21 protein-coding genes and 1 tRNA gene are annotated in these 17,785 nt (G+C 67.6%); 13 read left to right on the top strand and 9 right to left on the bottom strand.

From position 1 onward, the window contains the following. Positions 1 to 302: 302 nt before the first annotated feature. Positions 303 to 377 (bottom strand) — tRNA-Glu (locus U1872_RS00815). Positions 378 to 456: 79 nt separating this feature from the next. Continuing rightward, on the bottom strand, positions 457 to 2,220 hold the full coding sequence (recJ, locus tag U1872_RS00820; protein WP_332790987.1) for a single-stranded-DNA-specific exonuclease RecJ: 1,764 nt from the start codon (positions 2,218 to 2,220) through the stop codon (positions 457 to 459). Positions 2,221 to 2,441: 221 nt separating this feature from the next. On the opposite strand from recJ, the gene U1872_RS00825 reads away from it, so the two are divergent. Continuing rightward, entirely contained in the window at positions 2,442 to 4,742 is a 2,301-nt protein-coding gene (locus U1872_RS00825) for a penicillin acylase family protein (protein ID WP_332790988.1), read from the top strand. 36 nt (positions 4,743 to 4,778) lie between these two features. Here the strand turns inward: U1872_RS00825 and U1872_RS00830 are convergent, their stop codons facing one another. From U1872_RS00830 to U1872_RS00845, 4 genes are all read right to left on the bottom strand, one after another. After that, positions 4,779 to 4,991 (bottom strand): DUF2842 domain-containing protein, encoded by a 213-nt coding sequence (locus U1872_RS00830; RefSeq protein ID WP_332790989.1) that lies wholly within the window; start codon positions 4,989 to 4,991, stop codon positions 4,779 to 4,781. Continuing rightward, complete coding sequence (locus U1872_RS00835; protein WP_332790990.1) at positions 4,988 to 5,533, bottom strand: 5-formyltetrahydrofolate cyclo-ligase; 546 nt, start codon at positions 5,531 to 5,533, stop codon at positions 4,988 to 4,990. The genes U1872_RS00830 and U1872_RS00835 overlap by 4 nt, the downstream gene beginning before the upstream one ends. 306 nt (positions 5,534 to 5,839) lie before the next feature. Then, positions 5,840 to 6,127, bottom strand: coding sequence for a cell division protein ZapA (locus tag U1872_RS00840; protein WP_332790991.1), 288 nt, complete (start codon positions 6,125 to 6,127; stop codon positions 5,840 to 5,842). Beyond that, complete coding sequence (locus tag U1872_RS00845) at positions 6,127 to 6,315, bottom strand: hypothetical protein (RefSeq protein WP_332790992.1); 189 nt, start codon at positions 6,313 to 6,315, stop codon at positions 6,127 to 6,129. Before U1872_RS00845 ends, U1872_RS00840 begins: the two co-directional genes overlap by 1 nt. Positions 6,316 to 6,492: 177 nt before the next feature. On the opposite strand from U1872_RS00845, the gene gap reads away from it, so the two are divergent. The 3 genes from gap to U1872_RS00860 all read left to right on the top strand — a co-directional run bounded on the left by gap (position 6,493) and on the right by U1872_RS00860 (position 9,253). After that, positions 6,493 to 7,503, top strand: coding sequence for a type I glyceraldehyde-3-phosphate dehydrogenase (gap, locus tag U1872_RS00850; RefSeq protein WP_332790993.1), 1,011 nt, complete (start codon positions 6,493 to 6,495; stop codon positions 7,501 to 7,503). Between the two features lie 140 nt (positions 7,504 to 7,643). Next, positions 7,644 to 8,051, top strand: coding sequence for an MOSC domain-containing protein (locus U1872_RS00855; protein WP_332791795.1), 408 nt, complete (start codon positions 7,644 to 7,646; stop codon positions 8,049 to 8,051). A gap of 11 nt (positions 8,052 to 8,062) precedes the next feature. Then, the gene (locus tag U1872_RS00860; protein ID WP_332790994.1) at positions 8,063 to 9,253 is read left to right on the top strand and encodes a phosphoglycerate kinase; all 1,191 of its coding nucleotides are present in this window, start codon (positions 8,063 to 8,065) and stop codon (positions 9,251 to 9,253) included. A gap of 170 nt (positions 9,254 to 9,423) precedes the next feature. On the opposite strand, the gene U1872_RS00865 is transcribed toward U1872_RS00860, so the two are convergent. After that, positions 9,424 to 9,930, bottom strand: a complete 507-nt coding sequence (locus tag U1872_RS00865) for a TlpA family protein disulfide reductase (protein ID WP_332790995.1) — start codon at positions 9,928 to 9,930, stop codon at positions 9,424 to 9,426. A gap of 50 nt (positions 9,931 to 9,980) precedes the next feature. Then, positions 9,981 to 11,189 (bottom strand): MFS transporter, encoded by a 1,209-nt coding sequence (locus U1872_RS00870; protein WP_332790996.1) that lies wholly within the window; start codon positions 11,187 to 11,189, stop codon positions 9,981 to 9,983. A gap of 134 nt (positions 11,190 to 11,323) precedes the next feature. Here U1872_RS00870 and U1872_RS00875 point away from each other — a divergent pair, with 134 nt between their 5' ends. From U1872_RS00875 to U1872_RS00895, 5 genes are read left to right on the top strand one after another with little or no spacing between them, the layout of a single operon-like run. Then, positions 11,324 to 12,232 (top strand): class I fructose-bisphosphate aldolase, encoded by a 909-nt coding sequence (locus U1872_RS00875; RefSeq protein ID WP_332790997.1) that lies wholly within the window; start codon positions 11,324 to 11,326, stop codon positions 12,230 to 12,232. A 36-nt stretch (positions 12,233 to 12,268) separates the two neighbouring features. Next, the gene (locus tag U1872_RS00880; protein ID WP_332790998.1) at positions 12,269 to 12,718 is read left to right on the top strand and encodes a hypothetical protein; all 450 of its coding nucleotides are present in this window, start codon (positions 12,269 to 12,271) and stop codon (positions 12,716 to 12,718) included. After that, positions 12,678 to 13,406 (top strand): thiamine phosphate synthase, encoded by a 729-nt coding sequence (gene thiE, locus U1872_RS00885; RefSeq protein ID WP_443025295.1) that lies wholly within the window; start codon positions 12,678 to 12,680, stop codon positions 13,404 to 13,406. Before U1872_RS00880 ends, thiE begins: the two co-directional genes overlap by 41 nt. 32 nt (positions 13,407 to 13,438) lie before the next feature. Continuing rightward, the gene (relB, locus tag U1872_RS00890) at positions 13,439 to 13,633 is read left to right on the top strand and encodes a type II toxin-antitoxin system RelB family antitoxin (RefSeq protein ID WP_332790999.1); all 195 of its coding nucleotides are present in this window, start codon (positions 13,439 to 13,441) and stop codon (positions 13,631 to 13,633) included. Next, the gene (locus U1872_RS00895; RefSeq protein ID WP_332791000.1) at positions 13,608 to 13,883 is read left to right on the top strand and encodes a type II toxin-antitoxin system RelE/ParE family toxin; all 276 of its coding nucleotides are present in this window, start codon (positions 13,608 to 13,610) and stop codon (positions 13,881 to 13,883) included. The genes relB and U1872_RS00895 overlap by 26 nt, the downstream gene beginning before the upstream one ends. Before the next feature lies 1 nt (position 13,884). On the opposite strand, the gene U1872_RS00900 is transcribed toward U1872_RS00895, so the two are convergent. Beyond that, positions 13,885 to 14,430, bottom strand: coding sequence for a peptidoglycan L,D-endopeptidase MepK (locus U1872_RS00900; RefSeq protein ID WP_332791797.1), 546 nt, complete (start codon positions 14,428 to 14,430; stop codon positions 13,885 to 13,887). An 80-nt stretch (positions 14,431 to 14,510) separates the two neighbouring features. Between U1872_RS00900 and U1872_RS00905 the strand changes: the two genes are divergently transcribed. The 4 genes from U1872_RS00905 (at position 14,511) to U1872_RS00920 (ending at position 17,769) form a co-directional block, all read left to right on the top strand. Further along, a complete protein-coding gene (locus U1872_RS00905) occupies positions 14,511 to 15,542 on the top strand; it encodes a L,D-transpeptidase family protein (protein ID WP_332791001.1) in 1,032 nt (343 codons plus the stop codon). A 4-nt stretch (positions 15,543 to 15,546) separates the two neighbouring features. Then, positions 15,547 to 16,149, top strand: a complete 603-nt coding sequence (locus tag U1872_RS00910) for a M23 family metallopeptidase (protein ID WP_332791002.1) — start codon at positions 15,547 to 15,549, stop codon at positions 16,147 to 16,149. 57 nt (positions 16,150 to 16,206) lie between these two features. After that, positions 16,207 to 16,770, top strand: coding sequence for an elongation factor P (gene efp / locus U1872_RS00915; protein WP_010187254.1), 564 nt, complete (start codon positions 16,207 to 16,209; stop codon positions 16,768 to 16,770). Between the two features lie 186 nt (positions 16,771 to 16,956). After that, positions 16,957 to 17,769: an inositol monophosphatase family protein gene (locus U1872_RS00920; RefSeq protein ID WP_332791003.1), complete on the top strand. Its 813-nt coding sequence runs from the start codon at positions 16,957 to 16,959 to the stop codon at positions 17,767 to 17,769. Positions 17,770 to 17,785 lie beyond the last annotated feature (16 nt).

The raw sequence follows: 17,785 nt of genomic DNA on the forward strand, positions 1-17,785 counted from the left end.
ACAGAAGCGTCCGTGACGCAGGGTATCGCAATCGGCCTGGATATCGCCTGGAGTGTGCGGGTTGCGCTCGAAGCGCGCGGCGGCGCGCATCGATGGGCGCGCGCGTTGCAGGCGATGGGACACGCGGTTCGGCTGATCCCGCGAGGGTATGGCACAACGCTCGGCGAGACGGGGTCTCAAGCCTCGAGATCGCTATCGTTCGCGGCTGTGAGCGTATTCGCAACCGCGTGGTTTGGTAAAACCGGAACTGGACGATTACCGAACTCACCACAAAAGACTGTAAAAATCCAGTGATTTGAAGGTGGTGACCCCTACGGGAATCGAACCCGTGCTTCAGCCGTGAAAGGGCCGCGTCCTAACCGCTAGACGAAGGGGCCATGCCGGCGTGGCCGGTTGGTTGGAGGCGGTTAGGGAAAGTGGTCGCGCGGGTCAAGCCATGTGTTGCAGGAAATCGTCTCAATCGGCCCAGGCGGCGTCGTCGAGGTGCAATTCGGCCGCCGGTCGCGCGCCCCAATCGTCGATTTTCGCGCGGCCGGCGAGCCAGAGCCGGCGGTGCGGCGCGGCGCCGAGCAGCGCCTGGCCGAGCGCGGTGTCGGCGGCGCGGAAGGCGACCGCCTTGAGCGACCCGCCGCCATCGCCCGCGACGATCGCGCGGACGTGGCCGTTGCCGACCACGTCGGCCTTGATGATCCGCACCGGCCCGGCGACGACGCGCGGCTGTGGCCAGCCCATTCCGTAGGGGCCGCCGGCCTCCATCGCGGCGACGAGGGCAGGGGTGACACCGCCCGCGGTCAGCACCGCATCGAGCAGCAGCGCACGGTCGCCCATCGCGCGCGTCACCGCTGCCTCAAGTCGCTCGCTCAGGAACGCCGCGAACGCGTCGACCTGGTCCTCGGCGATCGTCAGGCCCGCAGCCATCGCGTGGCCGCCGCCTGCGACGAGCAGGCCGTTTTCCTTCGCCGCCAGCACGGCCGCGCCGAGATCGACGCCCGAGATCGAGCGGCCCGATCCCTTGCCGACACCGGCGTCGTCGAGCGCGATGACGAGCGCGGGGCGGCCGTATTTTTCCTTCAATCGCCCGGCGACGATGCCGATCACGCCGGGGTGCCAGCCATGCCCGGCGACGACGAGCACCGCGCGGTTGCTCTGGTTGAGCGCGATCAGTTCGGCCGCTTCCTGGACGATGCCCTCGATCGCGCGGCGCTCCTCGTTCAGGCGATCGAGCTCGACTGCGATTCGTTCGGCCTCGGCGGGATCGCGTGTGGTGAGCAGGCGGACGCCGAGGTCGGACTTGCCGACGCGGCCGCCGGCGTTGATCCGCGGGCCGAGCGCGAAGCCGAGATCGGTGCTGGTCGGTGCGCGCGTCAGGCGCGAGGCGGTGATCAGCGCGTTGAGCCCGATGTTGCGGCGCTGTGCCATCACCTTGAGCCCTTGGGCCACGAACGCGCGGTTGAGCCCGCGCAGCGCGGCGACGTCGGCGACGGTGCCGAGCGCGACGAGATCGAGCAGGTCGAGCAGCTTCGGCTCAGGGCGCTCGGCGAAATAGCCGCGGCCTCGCAGCGTGCGGATCAGCGCCGCGCCGAGCAGGAAGGCGACGCCGACCGCGGCGAGATGGCCGTGCTCGGCGCCGTCGGTCTCGTCGAGCCGGTTGGGATTTACCAAGGCGTGCGCATGCGGGAGCGCGGCGGCGCATTTGTGATGATCGACCACCACGACGTCGACACCGGCGTCGCGCGCGGCGGCGAGCGCGTCGAACGCCTGCGCGCCGCAATCGACGGTGACGATCAGGCTGGCGCCTTCGTCCTTGAGGCGCACCAGCGCCGCGCCCGTCGGGCCATAGCCTTCTAGCATCCGGTCGGGGATGTAGGGGCGCGCTTCGAGCCCGAGATCGCGCAGCAGCAGGATCATCAGCGCGGCCGAGGTCGCGCCGTCGACGTCGTAATCGCCGAAGATGGCGAGCTGCTCGCCCGATTGCACCGCATCGGCGAGGCGGTCGGCGGCGCGGTCCATGTCGCGGAAGATCGACGGGTCGGGCATGAAGCCGCGGATGCTCGGCGTCTTGTGCGCCTCGATCGCGTCGCGCGGGCAGCCGCGCGCGAGCAGCAATTGCGTGACGAGGTCGTCGGGCGCGAAGCCGGGGTCGCGCGCATCGGTTTCGAGCATGCGCCAGCGCCATGGTTGGCCAAGGATCGAGTGGGAGATGTTGAGGACGCTGTTCATTGCCGCCCTCCTACGCGCTTGGCGGGGGAGCGCAAATCTGGGGGGGCTTCGCTGCGGGGGGCAGGGGAGTCCTGGCGGGCGTTGCGCGCGCGGCCCCCCTCCACCGTTCGCTATGCTCACGGTCCCCCTCCCCCGGTTCCCGGGGGAGGATTTAGGTAGCGGCTGGTGTGCTTGCCGACGACGGTTGGGCCATGCACAGTGTGGCAAAACAGGGGAGAGCGATGATGCGGAGACTTGGACGCTATCTGGCGGGGGGCGCGGCGCTTTTGCTGTTGGGTGCTGCGAGCGGGGCGGGGGCGAAGGCACCGCACTTTGCGGCGACGATCACGCGGACGACCTACGGCATCCCGCACATCCGTGCGGCCGATTGGGGTGGGCTCGGCTATGGCGTCGCTTATGCTTACGGCCAAGACAATCTGTGCCTGCTCGCCGAGGAATTCGCGACCGTCGCGGGCGAGCGTTCGCGCTGGTTCGGGCCGAAGGAGGGCGCGGTGCTCGGCTTCGACAGGATCGACAATCTGTCGTCGGACCTGTTCTTCCGGTCGATGATCGACGTGCCGGCGCTGCGCGGCAGCTATGCGAGCGTCAGCGCGCCGGTGCAGGCGCTGACGCGCGGCTATGTCGCGGGCTATAACAAGCTGCTGCGCGATCTCGGGCCGGCGGGGGTTCCCGAGGCGTGTCGCGGCAAGGGCTGGGTGCGGCCGATCACGACCGACGACATGCTGCGGTTGACCGAGAAGCAGATGCTGCTGGCGAGCTCGCTCGCGCTCGCGCCGTTCGTCGTCCACGCCGCACCCCCGGGCGCCGCACAGGCGCAGGTGCTGCCGGGCGAGGATCCGCTGCGCCCGCGCGACATCGGTTTCGGCAGCAATGGCTGGGCGTTCGGGGGCGACGCGACGAGCGACCGGCGCGGGCTGGTGGTCGGCAACCCGCACTTTCCGTGGAACGGCCCGAGCCGCTTCTACGAGATGCATCTTACCGTGCCGGGCAAATATGACGTCATGGGGGTAACGCTGGCGGGCGGGCCGATCGTCACGCTCGGTTTCAACAAGGATGTCGCCTGGACGCACACCGTGACCGCGGCACAGCATTTCACGGTGTTTCAGCTCAAGCTCGATCCGGCCGACCCGACGCGCTATCTGGTCGACGGCAAGAGCGAGCCGATGCGGCGCCAGACGGTGACCATCCCGATGGCCGACGGCACCGCGCCGGTGGTGCGGACGATGTATGCGACACGCTATGGGCCGGTGGTCTACAATCCGCTCGCCGGCTTCACCTGGACCAAGGCGCAGGCGTTCAGCCTGCGGGACGCAAATCATGCGAACCAGCGCGGCATCGCGACGTGGCTGGCGATGGGGCAGGCGCGCAGCGTCGGCGAGGTGCGCGCGGCAGTCGAGCGCACGCTCGGCATCCCGTGGGTCAACACGATCGCCGCCGATCGCGCGGGCAATGCGCTGCATGCCGACGTGACCGCGGTGCCCAATGTCTCGGCGGCGAAGATCGCGGACTGCGCGACGCCCTTGTCGAAGGTGCTCGCCGGGCGGCTGGTGCTGCTCGATGGCAGTCGGGCGGCGTGCGACTGGGATCGCGCGCCGGGGACGGCAGTCGCCGGGCTGATGCCGGCGCGCGACCAGGCGGTGCTCGAGCGGCGCGATTATGTCGCCAACAGCAACGACTCCTACTGGCTGAGCAACGCCAAGGTGCCGGCGGTGATCCGCTCGCCGATCCTGGGAAGCGCGGGGACGGTGCGGACGCTGCGGACGCGATCGGGGCTGGTCGAGATCGACCGGCGCTTTGCCGGCAGCGACGGCCTGCCGGGGACCAAGCTCGATCATGCCAATGCCGAGGCGATGATCTTCGCCAACAAGAGCCTCGCCGCCGAACTGGCGCTCGCGCCGCTGCTGGCCTTGTGTCGCGGCGAGGCATCGGTGGCGGCGGCGTGCGCGGCGCTCGGCAAGTGGGACGGGCGGTACGAGCTCGACAGCCGCGGCGCCTATCTGTTCGCGACCTTCTGGGAGACTGTCCGGAATATGCCGGGGCTGTGGTCGACGCCGTTCGACGTCGCCGACCCGGTGCATACGCCGCGCGACCTGGCGACGGGCGGTGCGCAGGGTGCAAAGCTAATAGCAGCGCTCAAGACCGCGCAGGAACAGCTTGGAAAGGAAGGCATTGCGCTCGACGCGCGCTGGGGCGACGTCCAGTTCGCGGTGCGCGGGGCCGAGCATATCCCGATCCACGGCGCCTCGGGGCAGTTGGGCGTGCTCAACGTCCAGCAATCCGATGCGGTGGCGGGCGGGATCGTGCCCAAGCACGGGTCGAGCTATGTCCAGGTGGTCGGCTTCGATGCGACCGGGCCGGTGGCGGACGCGCTGCTGAGCTATTCGCAGTCGACCGATCCGGCATCGCCGCATTATGCCGACCAGACGCGCGCTTTCTCGGTCAAGCGCTGGCATCGCTTGCCGTTCACGCCGGCGCAGATCGCCGCGGATGGCGCGAGCAAGGCGGTGCGGATCAGCGAGTGAGCCGCGGGTGCGGGACCGGATTTGGGGGAGTGCGCCTCAGCGCCACTTCCCCGTTTCCATCCAGCCGAGCATCCGGCGCAGTGGCAGGATCCAGATCCAAGCGACGCCGGCGACGAGATAGAAGAGCGCCTGCAGCAACGGGTGCCACTGCCCGACGACGCCCGACAGGCTCGCGGCGAGGATGCACCACACAGCGATCAGCGCGAGGATCGCGAGCATTCCGACGGGTTTGCGCCAGCTTGGTGTCATGATCGCTCGATCCATCCGTGCTCGGTGATGACGGCGTGGAGCGGCATGTCCCACGCGTCGACCGGGAGCGTTTCGACCTGTTGCACGCTCCATGCAATGCCGATGCGGTGCGCGTGCGGAAATTGCGCGAAGGCACGATCGTAATAGCCGGCGCCCTGACCCAGGCGATCGAGCTTGGCGTCGAAGGCGAGCAGCGGCGTAAGGATGATGTCGGGCACGAGCGCGGCGGCGTCGGCGGACGGCTGGTGCAGGCCGAATGGGCCGGCGACAAGCGCGGCCTCGGTCGCCCAGGCGAGGAAGCGCATCGGCGCAGCGCGCGTCGTGACGTGGGGGAGGGCGATGGTGCAGCCGGCTTCGACCGCGGCGCGGGCGAGCGACGAGGGGTCGGCTTCGCTGCCGAGCGGGACGTAGGAGGTGACGGTCAGGCCGGGGCGCAGGAGGGCGAGAAGCTGCGCGGGCGGTTCGATCGCCGGGGGCTGTGCTGCGAAGAAGGCATCGCGCTCTGCGCGGATGCGGGCTCGCAGCGCGCGCTTGTCGATCATCGAGCGTCGCCCCGGCGCAGGCCGGGGCCGGCCAGCGATGTGCGCTGTGCCAGGTTCCGTATCCCAACGGGCCGGCCCCGGCCTGCGCCGGGGCGACGGGTGGGGCTTGCGCAAATAGAAGCGGTGGCGGGACCGCCGTGGCCGTGTGCCGGGTTATCCTCTGACGCGCGGTACGTCAGGTGGGGATCATGTGCTTCGGGCCAAGACCCTAGCAGGGACAACCCCCTTGGATGATGAATAGCCTCAGGGATAATAAAGGCTCGTACCGGGCAGTGCCCGCCACCGACCGATATAGGCGCTCGGCGGCTATTGCTCAAGGGAGGAGGCGAGCGATTCGAGCCGCTCGGCGATCGTCGCCAGCAACACCTCGTCCTTGATCTCGGCCGGGCGGCGATTGGCCTCCTCGAGCGAGTCGGCGAGCATCAGCGCGACGAACATCATCGAGCGTTCGCCGCTGAGCCCGCCCGATGCGCGCACCGCGGTCGCCCAATGCGCGTCGAGCATCGCGCCGAGCCGGAGCAACTGGTCCTCCTGCCCGTCGGGGCAGGCGACGACGTGGCGGCGATCGCCGATCGAAAGCGTGACGTCGGCCATCAGCCGTCGCTCTCGCGCGCGATCACGGCGTCGAGCGCGCCGACCGCCTCGGCCATGCGCGTGCGCAAGGTTTCATGGCGTCGCACCAAGGCGGCATGGTTGGCGGTGCGCGCGGCGGCGGCGGCTTCGATCCGCGCGAGCGCGTGATCGATACGGTCGAGGATCGGTGCGGGGTTGGGGTCTGCCATCCGCTTTGAGATAGCATGGCGCAACGCGCGAACAAGGCGCGTTCGTGACAGTCGCGTGTCACTCGCCGCGCGTTCCGGGCGGTTGACGTGTCCGCCCGCCGCCCGCAAAGACGCGCGCACAACGCAGAGTCGGCGGAGCGCCGCCGATCGACCTTAGCGCTTGAAGGAGCCAGGACGATGACGATCAAGGTAGCGATCAACGGATTTGGGCGGATCGGTCGGCTCGTCGCCCGCGCCATCCTCGAACGCGCCGACAGCGGGCTCAAGCTCGTCGCGATCAACGACCTCGCCGATGCCAAGTCGAACGCTTGGCTGTTCAGCCGCGATTCGGTCCACGGCAAATATCCCGGCGACGTCTCGGCCGACGGCAACGACCTCGTCGTCGACGGCAAGCGCATCCGCGTCACCGCCGAGCGCGACCCCGCCAACCTGCCGCACAAGGAATTGGGCGTCGACATCGTGCTCGAATGCACCGGCTTCTTCACCGATCGCGAGAGCTGCCAGAAGCATCTCGATGCCGGCGCCAAGAAGGTGCTGATCTCAGCCCCGGGCAAGGGCGTCGACCTGACCGTCGTGTTCGGCGTCAACCACGACAAGCTGACCGCCGAGCATACGATCGTCTCGAACGCGTCGTGCACGACCAACTGCCTCGCGCCCGTCGCCAAGGTGCTGAACGATGCGATCGGTATCGAGCGCGGGCTGATGACTACGGTCCATGCCTATACCAACGACCAGAAGATCCTCGACCAGATCCACCCCGACCTGCGCCGCGCGCGCTCGGCGGCGATGTCGATGATCCCGACCACCACCGGTGCCGCGCGCGCCGTCGGCGAGGTTCTGCCCGAGCTCAAGGGCAAGCTCGACGGCTCGGCGATCCGCGTTCCCGTTCCCGACGGCAGCCTGATCGACCTGACCTTCATGCCGTCGCGCGAGACGACCAAGGACGAGGTCAACGCGATCCTCAAGGCAGCGTCGGAGAGCGGTCCGCTCAAGGGCGTGCTGGTCTATTCGGACGAGCCGCTCGTCTCGATCGACATCGTCCACACGCCGGCGTCGTCGACGATCGACAGCCTCGAGACCGCGGTGATGGACGGCAAGCTCGTCCGCGTGGTCAGCTGGTACGACAATGAGTGGGGCTTCTCGAACCGGATGATCGATACCGCCGGGGCGATGGGGAAGTTCCTCTGATGCCAGACGCCGTCGCCCCGGCGCAGGCCGGGGCCGCTTTGTTGTCATGCGATGCGCTCGATGACGCAGCGGCCCCTGCCTTCGCCGGGGCGACGGGTGTTTTGGCGGGCATCGCGCGACATGGCCGTCCCAAGGGGCCGATGGAGACGATCGACCATGTCGAGGTCAGCCTCGACGGCGGGCTCCACGGCGACTTCCGCGGGGTCGTCAAGCCGGGCGGCAGAGGGCGGCGGCAAGTGACTCTGCTGGAGCGAGCCGACTGGGATGCTGCGATGGCCGAGGTCGGACACAGCCTGCCGTGGTTCGAACGGCGTTCGAACCTGCTGGTCGAAGGGCTTGATCTGCCACAGATTTCCGGCACCAAGCTGCGCATCGGCGACGACGTCGTCCTCAGCATCACGCGCGAGACTGATCCGTGCGAGCGGATGGAAGCGCTCGCGCCGGGATTGAAGGCGGCGCTGCTGCCCGACTGGCGCGGTGGCGCCTGTTCGCGTGTATTGGCCGGCGGGATCATCCGCGTCGGCGATCTTATCAGGGTGGAACCATGACGGACTCTTCAGTGACGCGGGCTTTTAAGACCCTCGACGACATGGGCGACGTGCGCGGCAAGCGCGTGCTGGTCCGCGAAGACCTCAACGTGCCGATGATCGACGGAAAAGTCAGCGATGACACACGCTTCCGGGCGACTTTGCCGACAGTGAGCGAGCTGTCCGACAAGGGCGCGATCGTGCTGATCCTGGCGCATTTCGGTCGCCCCAAGGGGATGCGTAACCCCGACATGTCGCTCGCCCTGCTGACCAAGCCGTATGAAAGCGTGCTCGGGCGGCCGGTCCAGTTCGTAGATTATGACGGCGCGAGTGACGCCATGGCAAACCTCCAGCCAGGCGACGTTGCGATCCTCGAAAATACGCGCTTCGATGCGGGTGAAGAGAAGAACGATCCGGTGTTCGCGGCGAAGCTTGCCGCGCTCGGTGACCTTTACGTCAACGATGCCTTCTCGGCAGCCCACCGCGCGCATGCTTCGACCGAGGGGCTCGCGCACCTGCTCCCGGCTTTCGCTGGCCGCGCGATGGAGGCCGAACTCGACGCGCTCGACAAGGCGCTCGGCAACCCCGAGCATCCCGTCGCGGCCGTCGTCGGTGGCGCCAAGGTGTCGACCAAGCTCGACGTGCTCAAGCATCTCGTCGCACGCGTCGATCATCTGATCATCGGTGGCGGGATGGCCAACACCTTCCTCGCGGCGCGTGGCGTCAATGTGGGCAAAAGCCTGTGCGAGCATGAGCTTACCGGTACTGCCGAAGAGATTTTCGCAGCCGCCGAGCAGGCCAGTTGCACGATCCATCTGCCGTATGACGTCGTGGTGGCGAAGGAATTCCGCGCGAACCCGCCGGTGCGCACCGTCAACGTCCATGAGGTTGCCGCCGACGAGATGATCCTCGATGTCGGTCCGGCAGCGACCGAGGCGCTTGCGGACGTGCTCAAGAACTGCCGCACGCTGGTGTGGAACGGCCCGCTCGGCGCGTTCGAGACGCCGCCGTTCGATACCGCGACGGTTGCCTTGGCGAAGACTGCCGCGGCACTGACCAAGAGCGGATCGCTGGTGTCGGTGGCGGGCGGCGGTGATACCGTCGCGGCGCTCAACCAGGCGGGCGCGGCCGACGACTTCACCTTCGTCTCGACCGCGGGCGGTGCGTTCCTGGAATGGATGGAAGGCAAGGACTTGCCGGGGGTTGCTGCGCTTTCGCGGTAAGGTGCGCGGCCAGGAGGCCGTTGCCCTCGCGCTGACCCATTTTCCGTTCGTGCTGAGCGTGTCGAAGCACTGTTCTTTCTTTCGATCGTCGAGAAGAAGAACAGCCCTTCGACAAGCTCAGGGCGAACGGAAGGGGAGCGGAGTGGGGAAGCAACCCGCCCCAACCGCGCTTACCCCGCCGGCGTCGGCTCCTGCAGCATCGGGACGAGCAGCGTGTTGAGCGCGTCGAGATCGAACGCATTGGCCTTGGCGTAGCGCAGCCGGCCGGCGCGATCGATGATGAAGTTGGTCGGCACGCCCGTCATCGCGGCGTAGGGGCCTTTGATCTTTCGTGCCGATGGCATGTGCATTGCCGCAAACAGCTTCTTGAGCTGGTACGGCGGGAGCGAATCCTCGGTCGCGATCGCGAAGACCTTGAGGCCGTGGCCCTTCTGCGCGTCGTAATAGGCGTCGAGCAGCGGGAGCTCCGCCTTGCACGGCCCGCACCACGTCGCCCAGAAGTTGAGCACGACAACCTGGCCGCGCAGCTGCTCGGACGATATCTTGCTGCCGTCGATCAGCGTCAGTTCGTACCGCGGCGCGACCTCGCCGACCTTCGGCGCCGCGCTTGCGCCCGACATCGCGATGGCGCTGACCAGCAGCGCCAGACTCGCTGAAAATTTCGTGAAAACCCGCATGCTTAGTCCCCCCCAGATCGGCAGAACAGTGTCGCGGATCGCACCGAGCGTCAATCGTCGCGCGGCGTGGCGCGCGTCGTCGCCGGGCGGCGGTCGAACAGCAGGTAGAGCAGCAACGCGGCCGCGCCGATCGCCGCGCCGATCAGGCTCGACAGCGACCAGCCGCCCGCGGCGAAGCTCGCGCTGCCGATCAGCGATCCGCTCGCGCCGAAGACGAAGACGATCGTCATGTAGGCGGCGTTGATCCGCCCGCCGGCGGCGCTGTCGAGCCCGAAGATGATGCGCTGGCCCGATATCTGGTTGAGCTGGACCGCAGCGTCGATCAGCACCGCCGTCACCGCGAACGCGATCAAGGCGCCTGCTGCGACGACGAGGTCGGCGGCGATGAACGACAGCGTCAGCAGCACGAGCGCGACCAGCGTGGTGGCGCGCGCGCGGCCCTTGTCGGCGAAATAGCCGGCGATCGGCGCGGCGAGCGCACCGCCTGCACCGGCGAGCGCGAACAAGGCGATGCCGTTGGCGCCCAGCCCGAAGCGCTGTGTCAGCACCAGCGGTGCCGCGGTCCAGAACAGGTTGAAGGCGATGAACAGCAGCGCCTGATACGCCGCGCGCAGCCGCAACGCCGGATGCCGCCGCAGCAGATCGAGCGACGAGGCGAGCAGGGCGGTATAGCGCAACGTGCTCGTGGGGCGGCGTGCGGGCAGCATTGTGAGCAAGGCGATGCCGACCAGCGCGGTGACCCCGGCCGATCCGAAGAACAGCGCGCGCCAGCCGAACGCCCCCGCGACGAAGCTCGCGACCGGTCGTGCCAGCATGATGCCCGTGAGCAAGCCGCTCATCACCAGCCCGATCGTCCGACCCTGGCGCGCCTTGCTGCTGAGAATTGCGGCGAGCGGGACCAGGACCTGCGCGCCGACCGAGCAGATGCCGGTGACCGATGCGGCAACGAGGAAGGTGCGCGGCCCTTCCGCCAGCGCGATGCCGATGCAGCCGAGTGCGGCGCCCGCCGTGGCGATGACGATCAGCCGCTTGTTCTCGATCAGATCGGACAGCGGCACGATGAAGGCGAGGCCGAGCCCGTAGCCGAGCTGCGTCAGCGTGACGATCCCGCCCGCCGCCGAGGACGACAAGCCGATGTCGGGCGCGATCATGCCGATCAGCGTCTGCGCATAATAGAGGTTGGCGACCATCGCCCCGCAGGCGATCGCCATCAGCGCGGTCACGGTGGGGGACAGGTCGTGCGTATCGGGATCGCTCATCCCGGTCCGAAAGCTTGCCGGGGAACAAAAGGCAAGTGCGCAGGGCACAATCGCCGTGCGCGAGATTGCTGCGTTGCAGTCAAGAGCCGGGCTGACTATCAGCCGCTGAAAGAGTCCCAACTGGAGAGCTGTCAATGACGCCCGTGGTCCAAGCCATTCTCGACAAGTATGAATCGGATAGCCCTGCGACGAAGGCGAATCTTGCGCGCATCCTGATGCACGGCAAGCTTGGCGGCACCGGCAAATTGGTGATTCTGCCGGTCGATCAGGGCTTCGAACACGGCCCGGCGCGCAGCTTCTCGGTCAACCCGGCGGCGTATGACCCGCATTATCACTGGCAGCTCGCGGTCGACGCCGGGCTGTCGGCGTTCGCTGCACCGCTCGGCATGATCGAGGCGGGCGCGCAGACCTTCGCCGGTCAGGTGCCGACGATCCTCAAGGTCAACAGCTCGAACAGCTGGGCGCAGGGCGCCAACCAGGCGGTGACCGGTTCGGTCGAGGACGCGGTGCGGCTCGGCTGCGCGGCGATCGGCTTCACCATCTATCCGGGGTCGGACGACCTGTTCGAGATGCTCGGCCAGATCCGCGAAATGTCGGCCGAGGCCAAGTCGGTCGGCATCGCCACGGTAATCTGGTCGTATCCGCGCGGCGGCGTGCTGCCCAAGTCGGGCGAGCTCGCGCTCGACGTCGGCGCCTATGCCGCGCACATGGCGGCGCTGCTCGGTGCGCACATCATCAAGGTCAAGCTGCCGAGCGATCATATCGAGCAGAAGGAGGCCAAGCCGATGTACGAGGGCACCGACTGGTCGAACCAGGCGGACCGCGTGAAGCATGTCGTCCAGGCGAGCTTTGCCGGGCGACGCGTGGTGGTCTTCTCGGGCGGCGCGGCGAAGGGCGCCGACGCGGTCTATCAGGACGCGCGCGACATTCGCGACGGCGGCGGCAACGGTTCGATCATCGGTCGCAACACCTTCCAGCGTCCGCGCGAAGAGGCGCTCGAGATGCTCGCCAAGATCATCGCGATCTACCAGAACGCGGAATAAGCCGTGGAATTCGCCTATCATCGGAGTTTGGCTCCGATGATAGGCGTTCTGCTCGGCATCGCGATCGTCGAGATGCTGGTGGTGCATCTCGTCGTCGTCGCCTGGCTCGGCTGGTGGGCGGCGCTGATCGCGGGCGTGATCGATGCGTCGCTGGTGATCGCGCTGATCGGCCTGATCCGATCGTTCCGGCGTCTGCCGGTCACGCTGGTCGATGGCGTGCTGACGATGCGCGCCGGGTCGCTGAAGACCGTGACGATCCCCGTCGCGCACATCGCCGGATTGCGTGCCAGCTGGGATGCCGCGGCGCTCAAGGAGCGCGGTGTCCTCAACCTCGCGCTGGCGAGCTGGCCGAGCGTTGTCGTCGATCTCGATCCGCCGATCATGCTCCGCCGCGGCCGCCAGCTCAACGCGGTCGCGCACAAGCTCGATGATCCGGTGGCTTTCCATGCCGCGATCGCGGCGCTATCGCCGCGCGATGGACATTGAAGACGTACGCGGCGAAGACCCGCTCGGCCCGCTCGACCCCAATTTCGCGGCGCGCTTCACGCGCGATATCCGCCGGCCGCCGTGCCAACTTTATCTCGTCTCGCCGCTCGACGTCACCGGCGGCTTTGCCGATCGGTTGAGGCGCGCACTCGACGCGGGGCCGGTCGCGGCGTTCCAGTTCCGCGTCAAGGATGTCGACCAGCATGTCGCGGCCGCGCTTGCCGATCCGCTGCAGCGGATCTGCGCCGATGCCGACGTCGCCTTCATCGTCAACGACAGCATCGCGCTCGCAAAGCGGCTCGGCGCCGATGGCGTGCATCTCGGGCAGGGCGATGGCGATCCGCGCGAGGCGCGCGCCGAGCTCGGGCCAACGGCGCAGATCGGCGTGACCTGTCACGACAGCCGTCACCTCGCGATGGAAGCAGGCGAGGCGGGGGCGGATTATGTCGCGTTCGGCGCTTTCTATCCGACGACGACCAAGACGACCGAGCATGTCGCCGATCCGGTACTGCTGAGCTGGTGGACGACGGTGTTCGAAATCCCCTGTGTGGCGATAGGCGGAATCACGCCGGCCAACACGCCGCCGCTCGTTGCGGCGGGCGCGGACTTCGTCGCGGTGTCGAATGCGGTGTGGGGCGGGGACGAGGCGGCGGCGATTCAGGCCTTCGCAGCGGTGCTCGCCGGCTAGAGAATAGCGCCGATTCGTGTTATGTTGGCGGTATGGCCAAGCTGTCTCCGATCGAGTCCGAATTCGCCACCACCGAGGAGGCCGAGGCGTACGACGTCTGGTTTCGCGCGAAGGTGCAGGAAGCGCTGGATTCGACGCGGCCTAAGATCGCTCATGACGAAGCGATGCGGCGGGTGCGCGGAACGATAGCCGAGTCGAAGCGTGCTGCCGGTCGTCTGGACCGCTGAAGCGCTCGACTCGCTGGACCAGATTGCGGCGTTCATCGCCGCGCGCAACCCGCTCGCCGCGGATCACCTTCAATCGCTGTTCGAGCAGGCCGCGGAGAGGCTGCCGCTCCATCCCTACATGTATCGGTCCGGCCGGGTGAGTGGGACGCGCGAAGCGGTCGTGCACCCAAACTATATCCTGGTCTATCGAGTGAGCGAGACCGCAATCGACATTCTTGCCGTCCTGCACACCCGGCAAGACTATCCCTGATCTACCAGTGCCGGACGCGCCCGGTATCCACATGCACGAAGCCGTCGCGCGGATAGTAACCGACACCGCCGCCGCCGAGCGCGAGCGCGGCGCCGTGGAGCCGGTCGAGCCGCACGCCGGCGACCTTGATGTCGGTCGCCTTGCCCAGCATGTGCTGGCTCTGGCTCGCGACGCCGGTGTGCGAACCGCCCCGGGCGCGGAGCGAGGCGTTGGTGGCGGGCGATCGGTAGCCCGAGATCAGGTCGATCTTGGTGCGGCCGCTCAATTCCAATTTGTCCCGCAGCCGCACGAGCAGGGCGAGCAGCCGGCGGTCCATCGCGGTCGCCTGGCCGGTGCGCCAGTCGCGCAGGCCGTGGTTGAGCTCGGCCAGTCCCTGCGGCACGAACGATCCGTTGCGCGCGAACATCGCATCGACGCTTTCGCCGGTGTGGACGTTGCGGATCGCGAGGCGCCATTCGGTGCCGACGGCGACCGCGGGAAGCGGGAAGGCGAGCGCTGCGCCGCCGGCAAAAACGCCGCCGATCAGCGCGCGGCGCGACAGTTTCATTTCGGTGGCGCCCGTTTCACCGGACACAAGCGTGTCGTCCATCGTTGTCTGCATACGTTGGAATGTAGGAAGTCGATGTTATGCGTAAAATGGTTTCAGGCTCAGCCTGTCTGGCGATTGCCTCCATTGGTCTGATCGCCGCCGCCGCTCCGGGAACCAAATCCGCGACGCCTGCAAAGCCTGCCAAGACCGCCACGCTCGACGCTTCGACGCTCCACGTTCAGGTGATCCTCGATCATCTCGGCTTCTCGCCCGGCGTGCTCGACGGGCGGCAGGGCAAGTCGCTCGCCGCAGCGCTCAAGGGCTTCCAAGAGACGCGCGGCCTGAAGGAAAGCGGGGAAATGGACCCGGCGACGTTGCGCGCGCTCTATCCCAGCCGCGCCTGGCGCCCGACGGTGACGATCGCGCTGACCCCCGAGATGCTCGCTGGCCCGTACGTCAATCCGCTGCCGAAGGACCCCGCGCTGCAGGCCAAGCTGCCGGCGCTCGGCTATCGCAACGCGATGGAGAAGCTCGGCGAGATGTTCCACACCACGCCCGCGGTGCTGATGGAGCTGAACAGCCCCGAGACGCGGCTCAAGGCCGGCACGAAGATCGTCGTGCCCAACGCGATCGCGGCCGCGACCGCCTACAATCCGAAATTGCCCGAGGCGTGGCGCCAGACGCTTGCCTCGCTCAACATCGACTCGACCCAGCCGGCGGGCGCCAAGATCGTCGTCGACAAGTCGGATCAGGTGCTGCGCGTGCTCGACAAGGACGGCAAGCTCGTCGCGCAGTTCATGGCGACGATGGGCAGCGAGCATGATCCGCTGCCGATCGGCACGTGGAAGATCAACGGCCCGTCGTACAACCCGCCGTTCCATTACAATCCCAAGCTGTTCTGGGACGCGAAGGGCAGCGCCAAGGCCGCCTTGCTGCCGCCGGGGCCGAACGGTCCGGTCGGCGTGGTGTGGCTCGATCTCTCCAAGGAGCATTACGGCATCCACGGTACCCCGTCGCCCGAGACGATCGGTCGCGCCGAAAGCCATGGCTGCATCCGCCTGACCAACTGGGACGCGGCGCGGTTGTCGATGATGGTCAAGCCGGGCACGCCGGCCGTTTTCCAGGAGTGACGGCTTGAGCCGCGTCGCGCGTTTCGTGCTGATCTCGCTGGCGGTGATGGCGGCAGCGTGGATCGCGCTGCTGGTCATGTTGCCGGATGCGGCGCGTCGCGTTGGCAGCCGACCCGCGCCGGCGCCGGAAGCGGCGCCGGTCCCGCGCCCCACTGGCGGCAGCGCGCTGCTGTCGCTCCCGATCGCCGGACTTCGGCGGCAGGACGTCCGCGAGTCGTGGGGCGATCCGCGCGACAATGGGCTGCGCGAGCATCACGGCACCGATCTGGCGGCACTCGCCAACACGCCCGTCGTCGCGGCGGCGCCGGGCACGGTCGAGAAATTGTGGACCAGCGCGGCGGGCGGCACGACGGTCTACGTCCGGTCGCCGGCGCGCACGTGGAGCTATTATTACGCGCATCTCAGTGGCTATGCGCCCGGGCTGCACGAAGGGCAGGCGATCCGGACGGGCGACGTGCTGGGCTATGTCGGCGATACCGGCAACGCCGGGGCGGGCAATTTCCATCTGCATTTCGGTCTCACTCGCACCACGCCGGAGCAGCATTGGTACGAAGGGGTAGACGTCGATCCCTACCCCTATCTTGCCGGAAAGCCCTTGCCCGGCTAAGGCGCACGTCCGCGCGGTTCGCTGCGCGCTTGGCTCTTTCCAACTACAGGCTCCCCCATGAAGATCAACGCGGTCGAAATTCGTCCCGGCAATATCCTGGAATATGAAGGCGGTATCTGGAAGACCGTCAAGATCCAGCACACCCAGCCGGGCAAGGGCGGGGCCTATATGCAGGTCGAGATGAAGAACCTCATCGACGGCCGCAAGACCAATGTCCGCTTCCGCTCGGCCGAAAGCGTCGAGAAGGTCCGGATGGACACGGTCGACTTCCAGTATCTGTTCCGCGAGGGCGACACGCTGACCTTCATGGACAAGATCAATTACGAGCAGATCACGCTCGATGCGGGCATCCTCGGCGATGCCGCCGCCTTCCTGCAGGACGGCATGGATGTGGTGATGGAGTTGTGGGACGAGCGTCCGATCTCGGTCCAGCTGCCCGACACGATCGAGGCGACGATCGTCGAGGCCGACGCCGTGGTGAAGGGGCAGACCGCCTCGTCGTCGTACAAGCCTGCGATCCTCGAGAATGGCGTGCGCGTGATGGTACCGCCGCATATCGGTGCGGGCACGCGGATCGTCGTCGACGTGTACGAGCAGACCTACGTCCGCCGCGCGGACTGATCCTTCGCTTCTTAGCCCTCTCCCGCTTGCGGGAGAGGGTTGGGTGAGGGGCTTCTTCTTCATCGACGCTCCAGACGAAGAAGGCCCTCACCGACTACGACTAGGCCCGCCCGAAGAGGGCGGGCCAAGTCTCCGTAGCCTCTCCCGCATGCGGGAGAGGGCAAGAGTCTCTATCGAGTATAGCCAATGCCCTCCCATTCCGGCCTCATGACGATCATCGACCGCGCCGTCCGCAAGGCCGGTCCGCGGCTTCGTCGCGATTTCAACGAAGTCCAGCAGCTCCAGGTCAGCCGCAAGGGCCCGGCCGACTTCGTGTCGATCGCCGACCAGCGCGCCGAGCAGACGATCTATGAGGAACTGTCGCGCGCCCGCCCCGATTGGGGTTTCCTGATGGAGGAGCGCGGCGAAGTCGCCGGCGACCCCAACAAGCCGCGCTTCATCGTCGATCCGCTCGATGGCACGACCAACTTCCTCCACGGCATCCCGCATTTCGCGATCTCGATCGGCGTCGAGGAGCCGCTGCCCAACGGCAAGCGCGAGATCACCTCGGCGATGGTCTATCAGCCGATCACCGACGAAGCCTTCTGGGCCGAGAAGGGCCGTGGCGCCTGGGTGCAGGAGCAGCGGTTGCGCGTCTCGGCCCGCCGCGACCTCGCCGACTCGCTGATCGCGACGGGTATTCCCTTCCTCGGTCATGGCAATTTCACCGAGTGGAGCCGCATCTTCGGTGCGATCGCGCCCGAAGTCGCTGGCATCCGCCGGATGGGCTCGGCTGCGCTCGATCTCGCGTGGGTCGCTGCGGGGCGGTACGACGGCTATTGGGAAAGCGGCCTCAAGCCGTGGGACGTCGCGGCGGGCATGCTGCTGGTCAAGGAAGCTGGCGGCTTCGTCAGCGATTTCCGTGGCAGCGACCAGATGGTGCAGCGCAGCGAAATCCTCGCGGCGAACGATGCGCTGCAGTCGCGGTTGCACAAGCTGCTGGCGAACGCGCTGCGGTAACCGGAAAAAAGCCCCT

Source organism: Parasphingomonas frigoris (assembly GCF_036663815.1).
Lineage (GTDB): Bacteria > Pseudomonadota > Alphaproteobacteria > Sphingomonadales > Sphingomonadaceae > Sphingomonas.

What these genes read in the sequence shown, in the direction of transcription:
- recJ (WP_332790987.1), bottom strand. Translation starts at nt 2,220, where the DNA reads ATGAACAGCGTCCTCAACATCTCCCACTCGATCCTTGGCCAACCATGG.
- U1872_RS00825 (WP_332790988.1), top strand. Translation starts at nt 2,442, where the DNA reads ATGATGCGGAGACTTGGACGCTATCTGGCGGGGGGCGCGGCGCTTTTG.
- U1872_RS00830 (WP_332790989.1), bottom strand. Translation starts at nt 4,991, where the DNA reads ATGACACCAAGCTGGCGCAAACCCGTCGGAATGCTCGCGATCCTCGCG.
- U1872_RS00835 (WP_332790990.1), bottom strand. Translation starts at nt 5,533, where the DNA reads ATGATCGACAAGCGCGCGCTGCGAGCCCGCATCCGCGCAGAGCGCGAT.
- U1872_RS00840 (WP_332790991.1), bottom strand. Translation starts at nt 6,127, where the DNA reads ATGGCCGACGTCACGCTTTCGATCGGCGATCGCCGCCACGTCGTCGCC.
- U1872_RS00845 (WP_332790992.1), bottom strand. Translation starts at nt 6,315, where the DNA reads ATGGCAGACCCCAACCCCGCACCGATCCTCGACCGTATCGATCACGCG.
- gap (WP_332790993.1), top strand. Translation starts at nt 6,493, where the DNA reads ATGACGATCAAGGTAGCGATCAACGGATTTGGGCGGATCGGTCGGCTC.
- U1872_RS00855 (WP_332791795.1), top strand. Translation starts at nt 7,644, where the DNA reads ATGGAGACGATCGACCATGTCGAGGTCAGCCTCGACGGCGGGCTCCAC.
- U1872_RS00865 (WP_332790995.1), bottom strand. Translation starts at nt 9,930, where the DNA reads ATGCGGGTTTTCACGAAATTTTCAGCGAGTCTGGCGCTGCTGGTCAGC.
- U1872_RS00870 (WP_332790996.1), bottom strand. Translation starts at nt 11,189, where the DNA reads ATGAGCGATCCCGATACGCACGACCTGTCCCCCACCGTGACCGCGCTG.
- U1872_RS00875 (WP_332790997.1), top strand. Translation starts at nt 11,324, where the DNA reads ATGACGCCCGTGGTCCAAGCCATTCTCGACAAGTATGAATCGGATAGC.
- U1872_RS00880 (WP_332790998.1), top strand. Translation starts at nt 12,269, where the DNA reads ATGATAGGCGTTCTGCTCGGCATCGCGATCGTCGAGATGCTGGTGGTG.
- thiE (WP_443025295.1), top strand. Translation starts at nt 12,678, where the DNA reads ATGCCGCGATCGCGGCGCTATCGCCGCGCGATGGACATTGAAGACGTA.
- relB (WP_332790999.1), top strand. Translation starts at nt 13,439, where the DNA reads ATGGCCAAGCTGTCTCCGATCGAGTCCGAATTCGCCACCACCGAGGAG.
- U1872_RS00900 (WP_332791797.1), bottom strand. Translation starts at nt 14,430, where the DNA reads ATGAAACTGTCGCGCCGCGCGCTGATCGGCGGCGTTTTTGCCGGCGGC.
- U1872_RS00905 (WP_332791001.1), top strand. Translation starts at nt 14,511, where the DNA reads ATGCGTAAAATGGTTTCAGGCTCAGCCTGTCTGGCGATTGCCTCCATT.
- efp (WP_010187254.1), top strand. Translation starts at nt 16,207, where the DNA reads ATGAAGATCAACGCGGTCGAAATTCGTCCCGGCAATATCCTGGAATAT.
- U1872_RS00920 (WP_332791003.1), top strand. Translation starts at nt 16,957, where the DNA reads ATGCCCTCCCATTCCGGCCTCATGACGATCATCGACCGCGCCGTCCGC.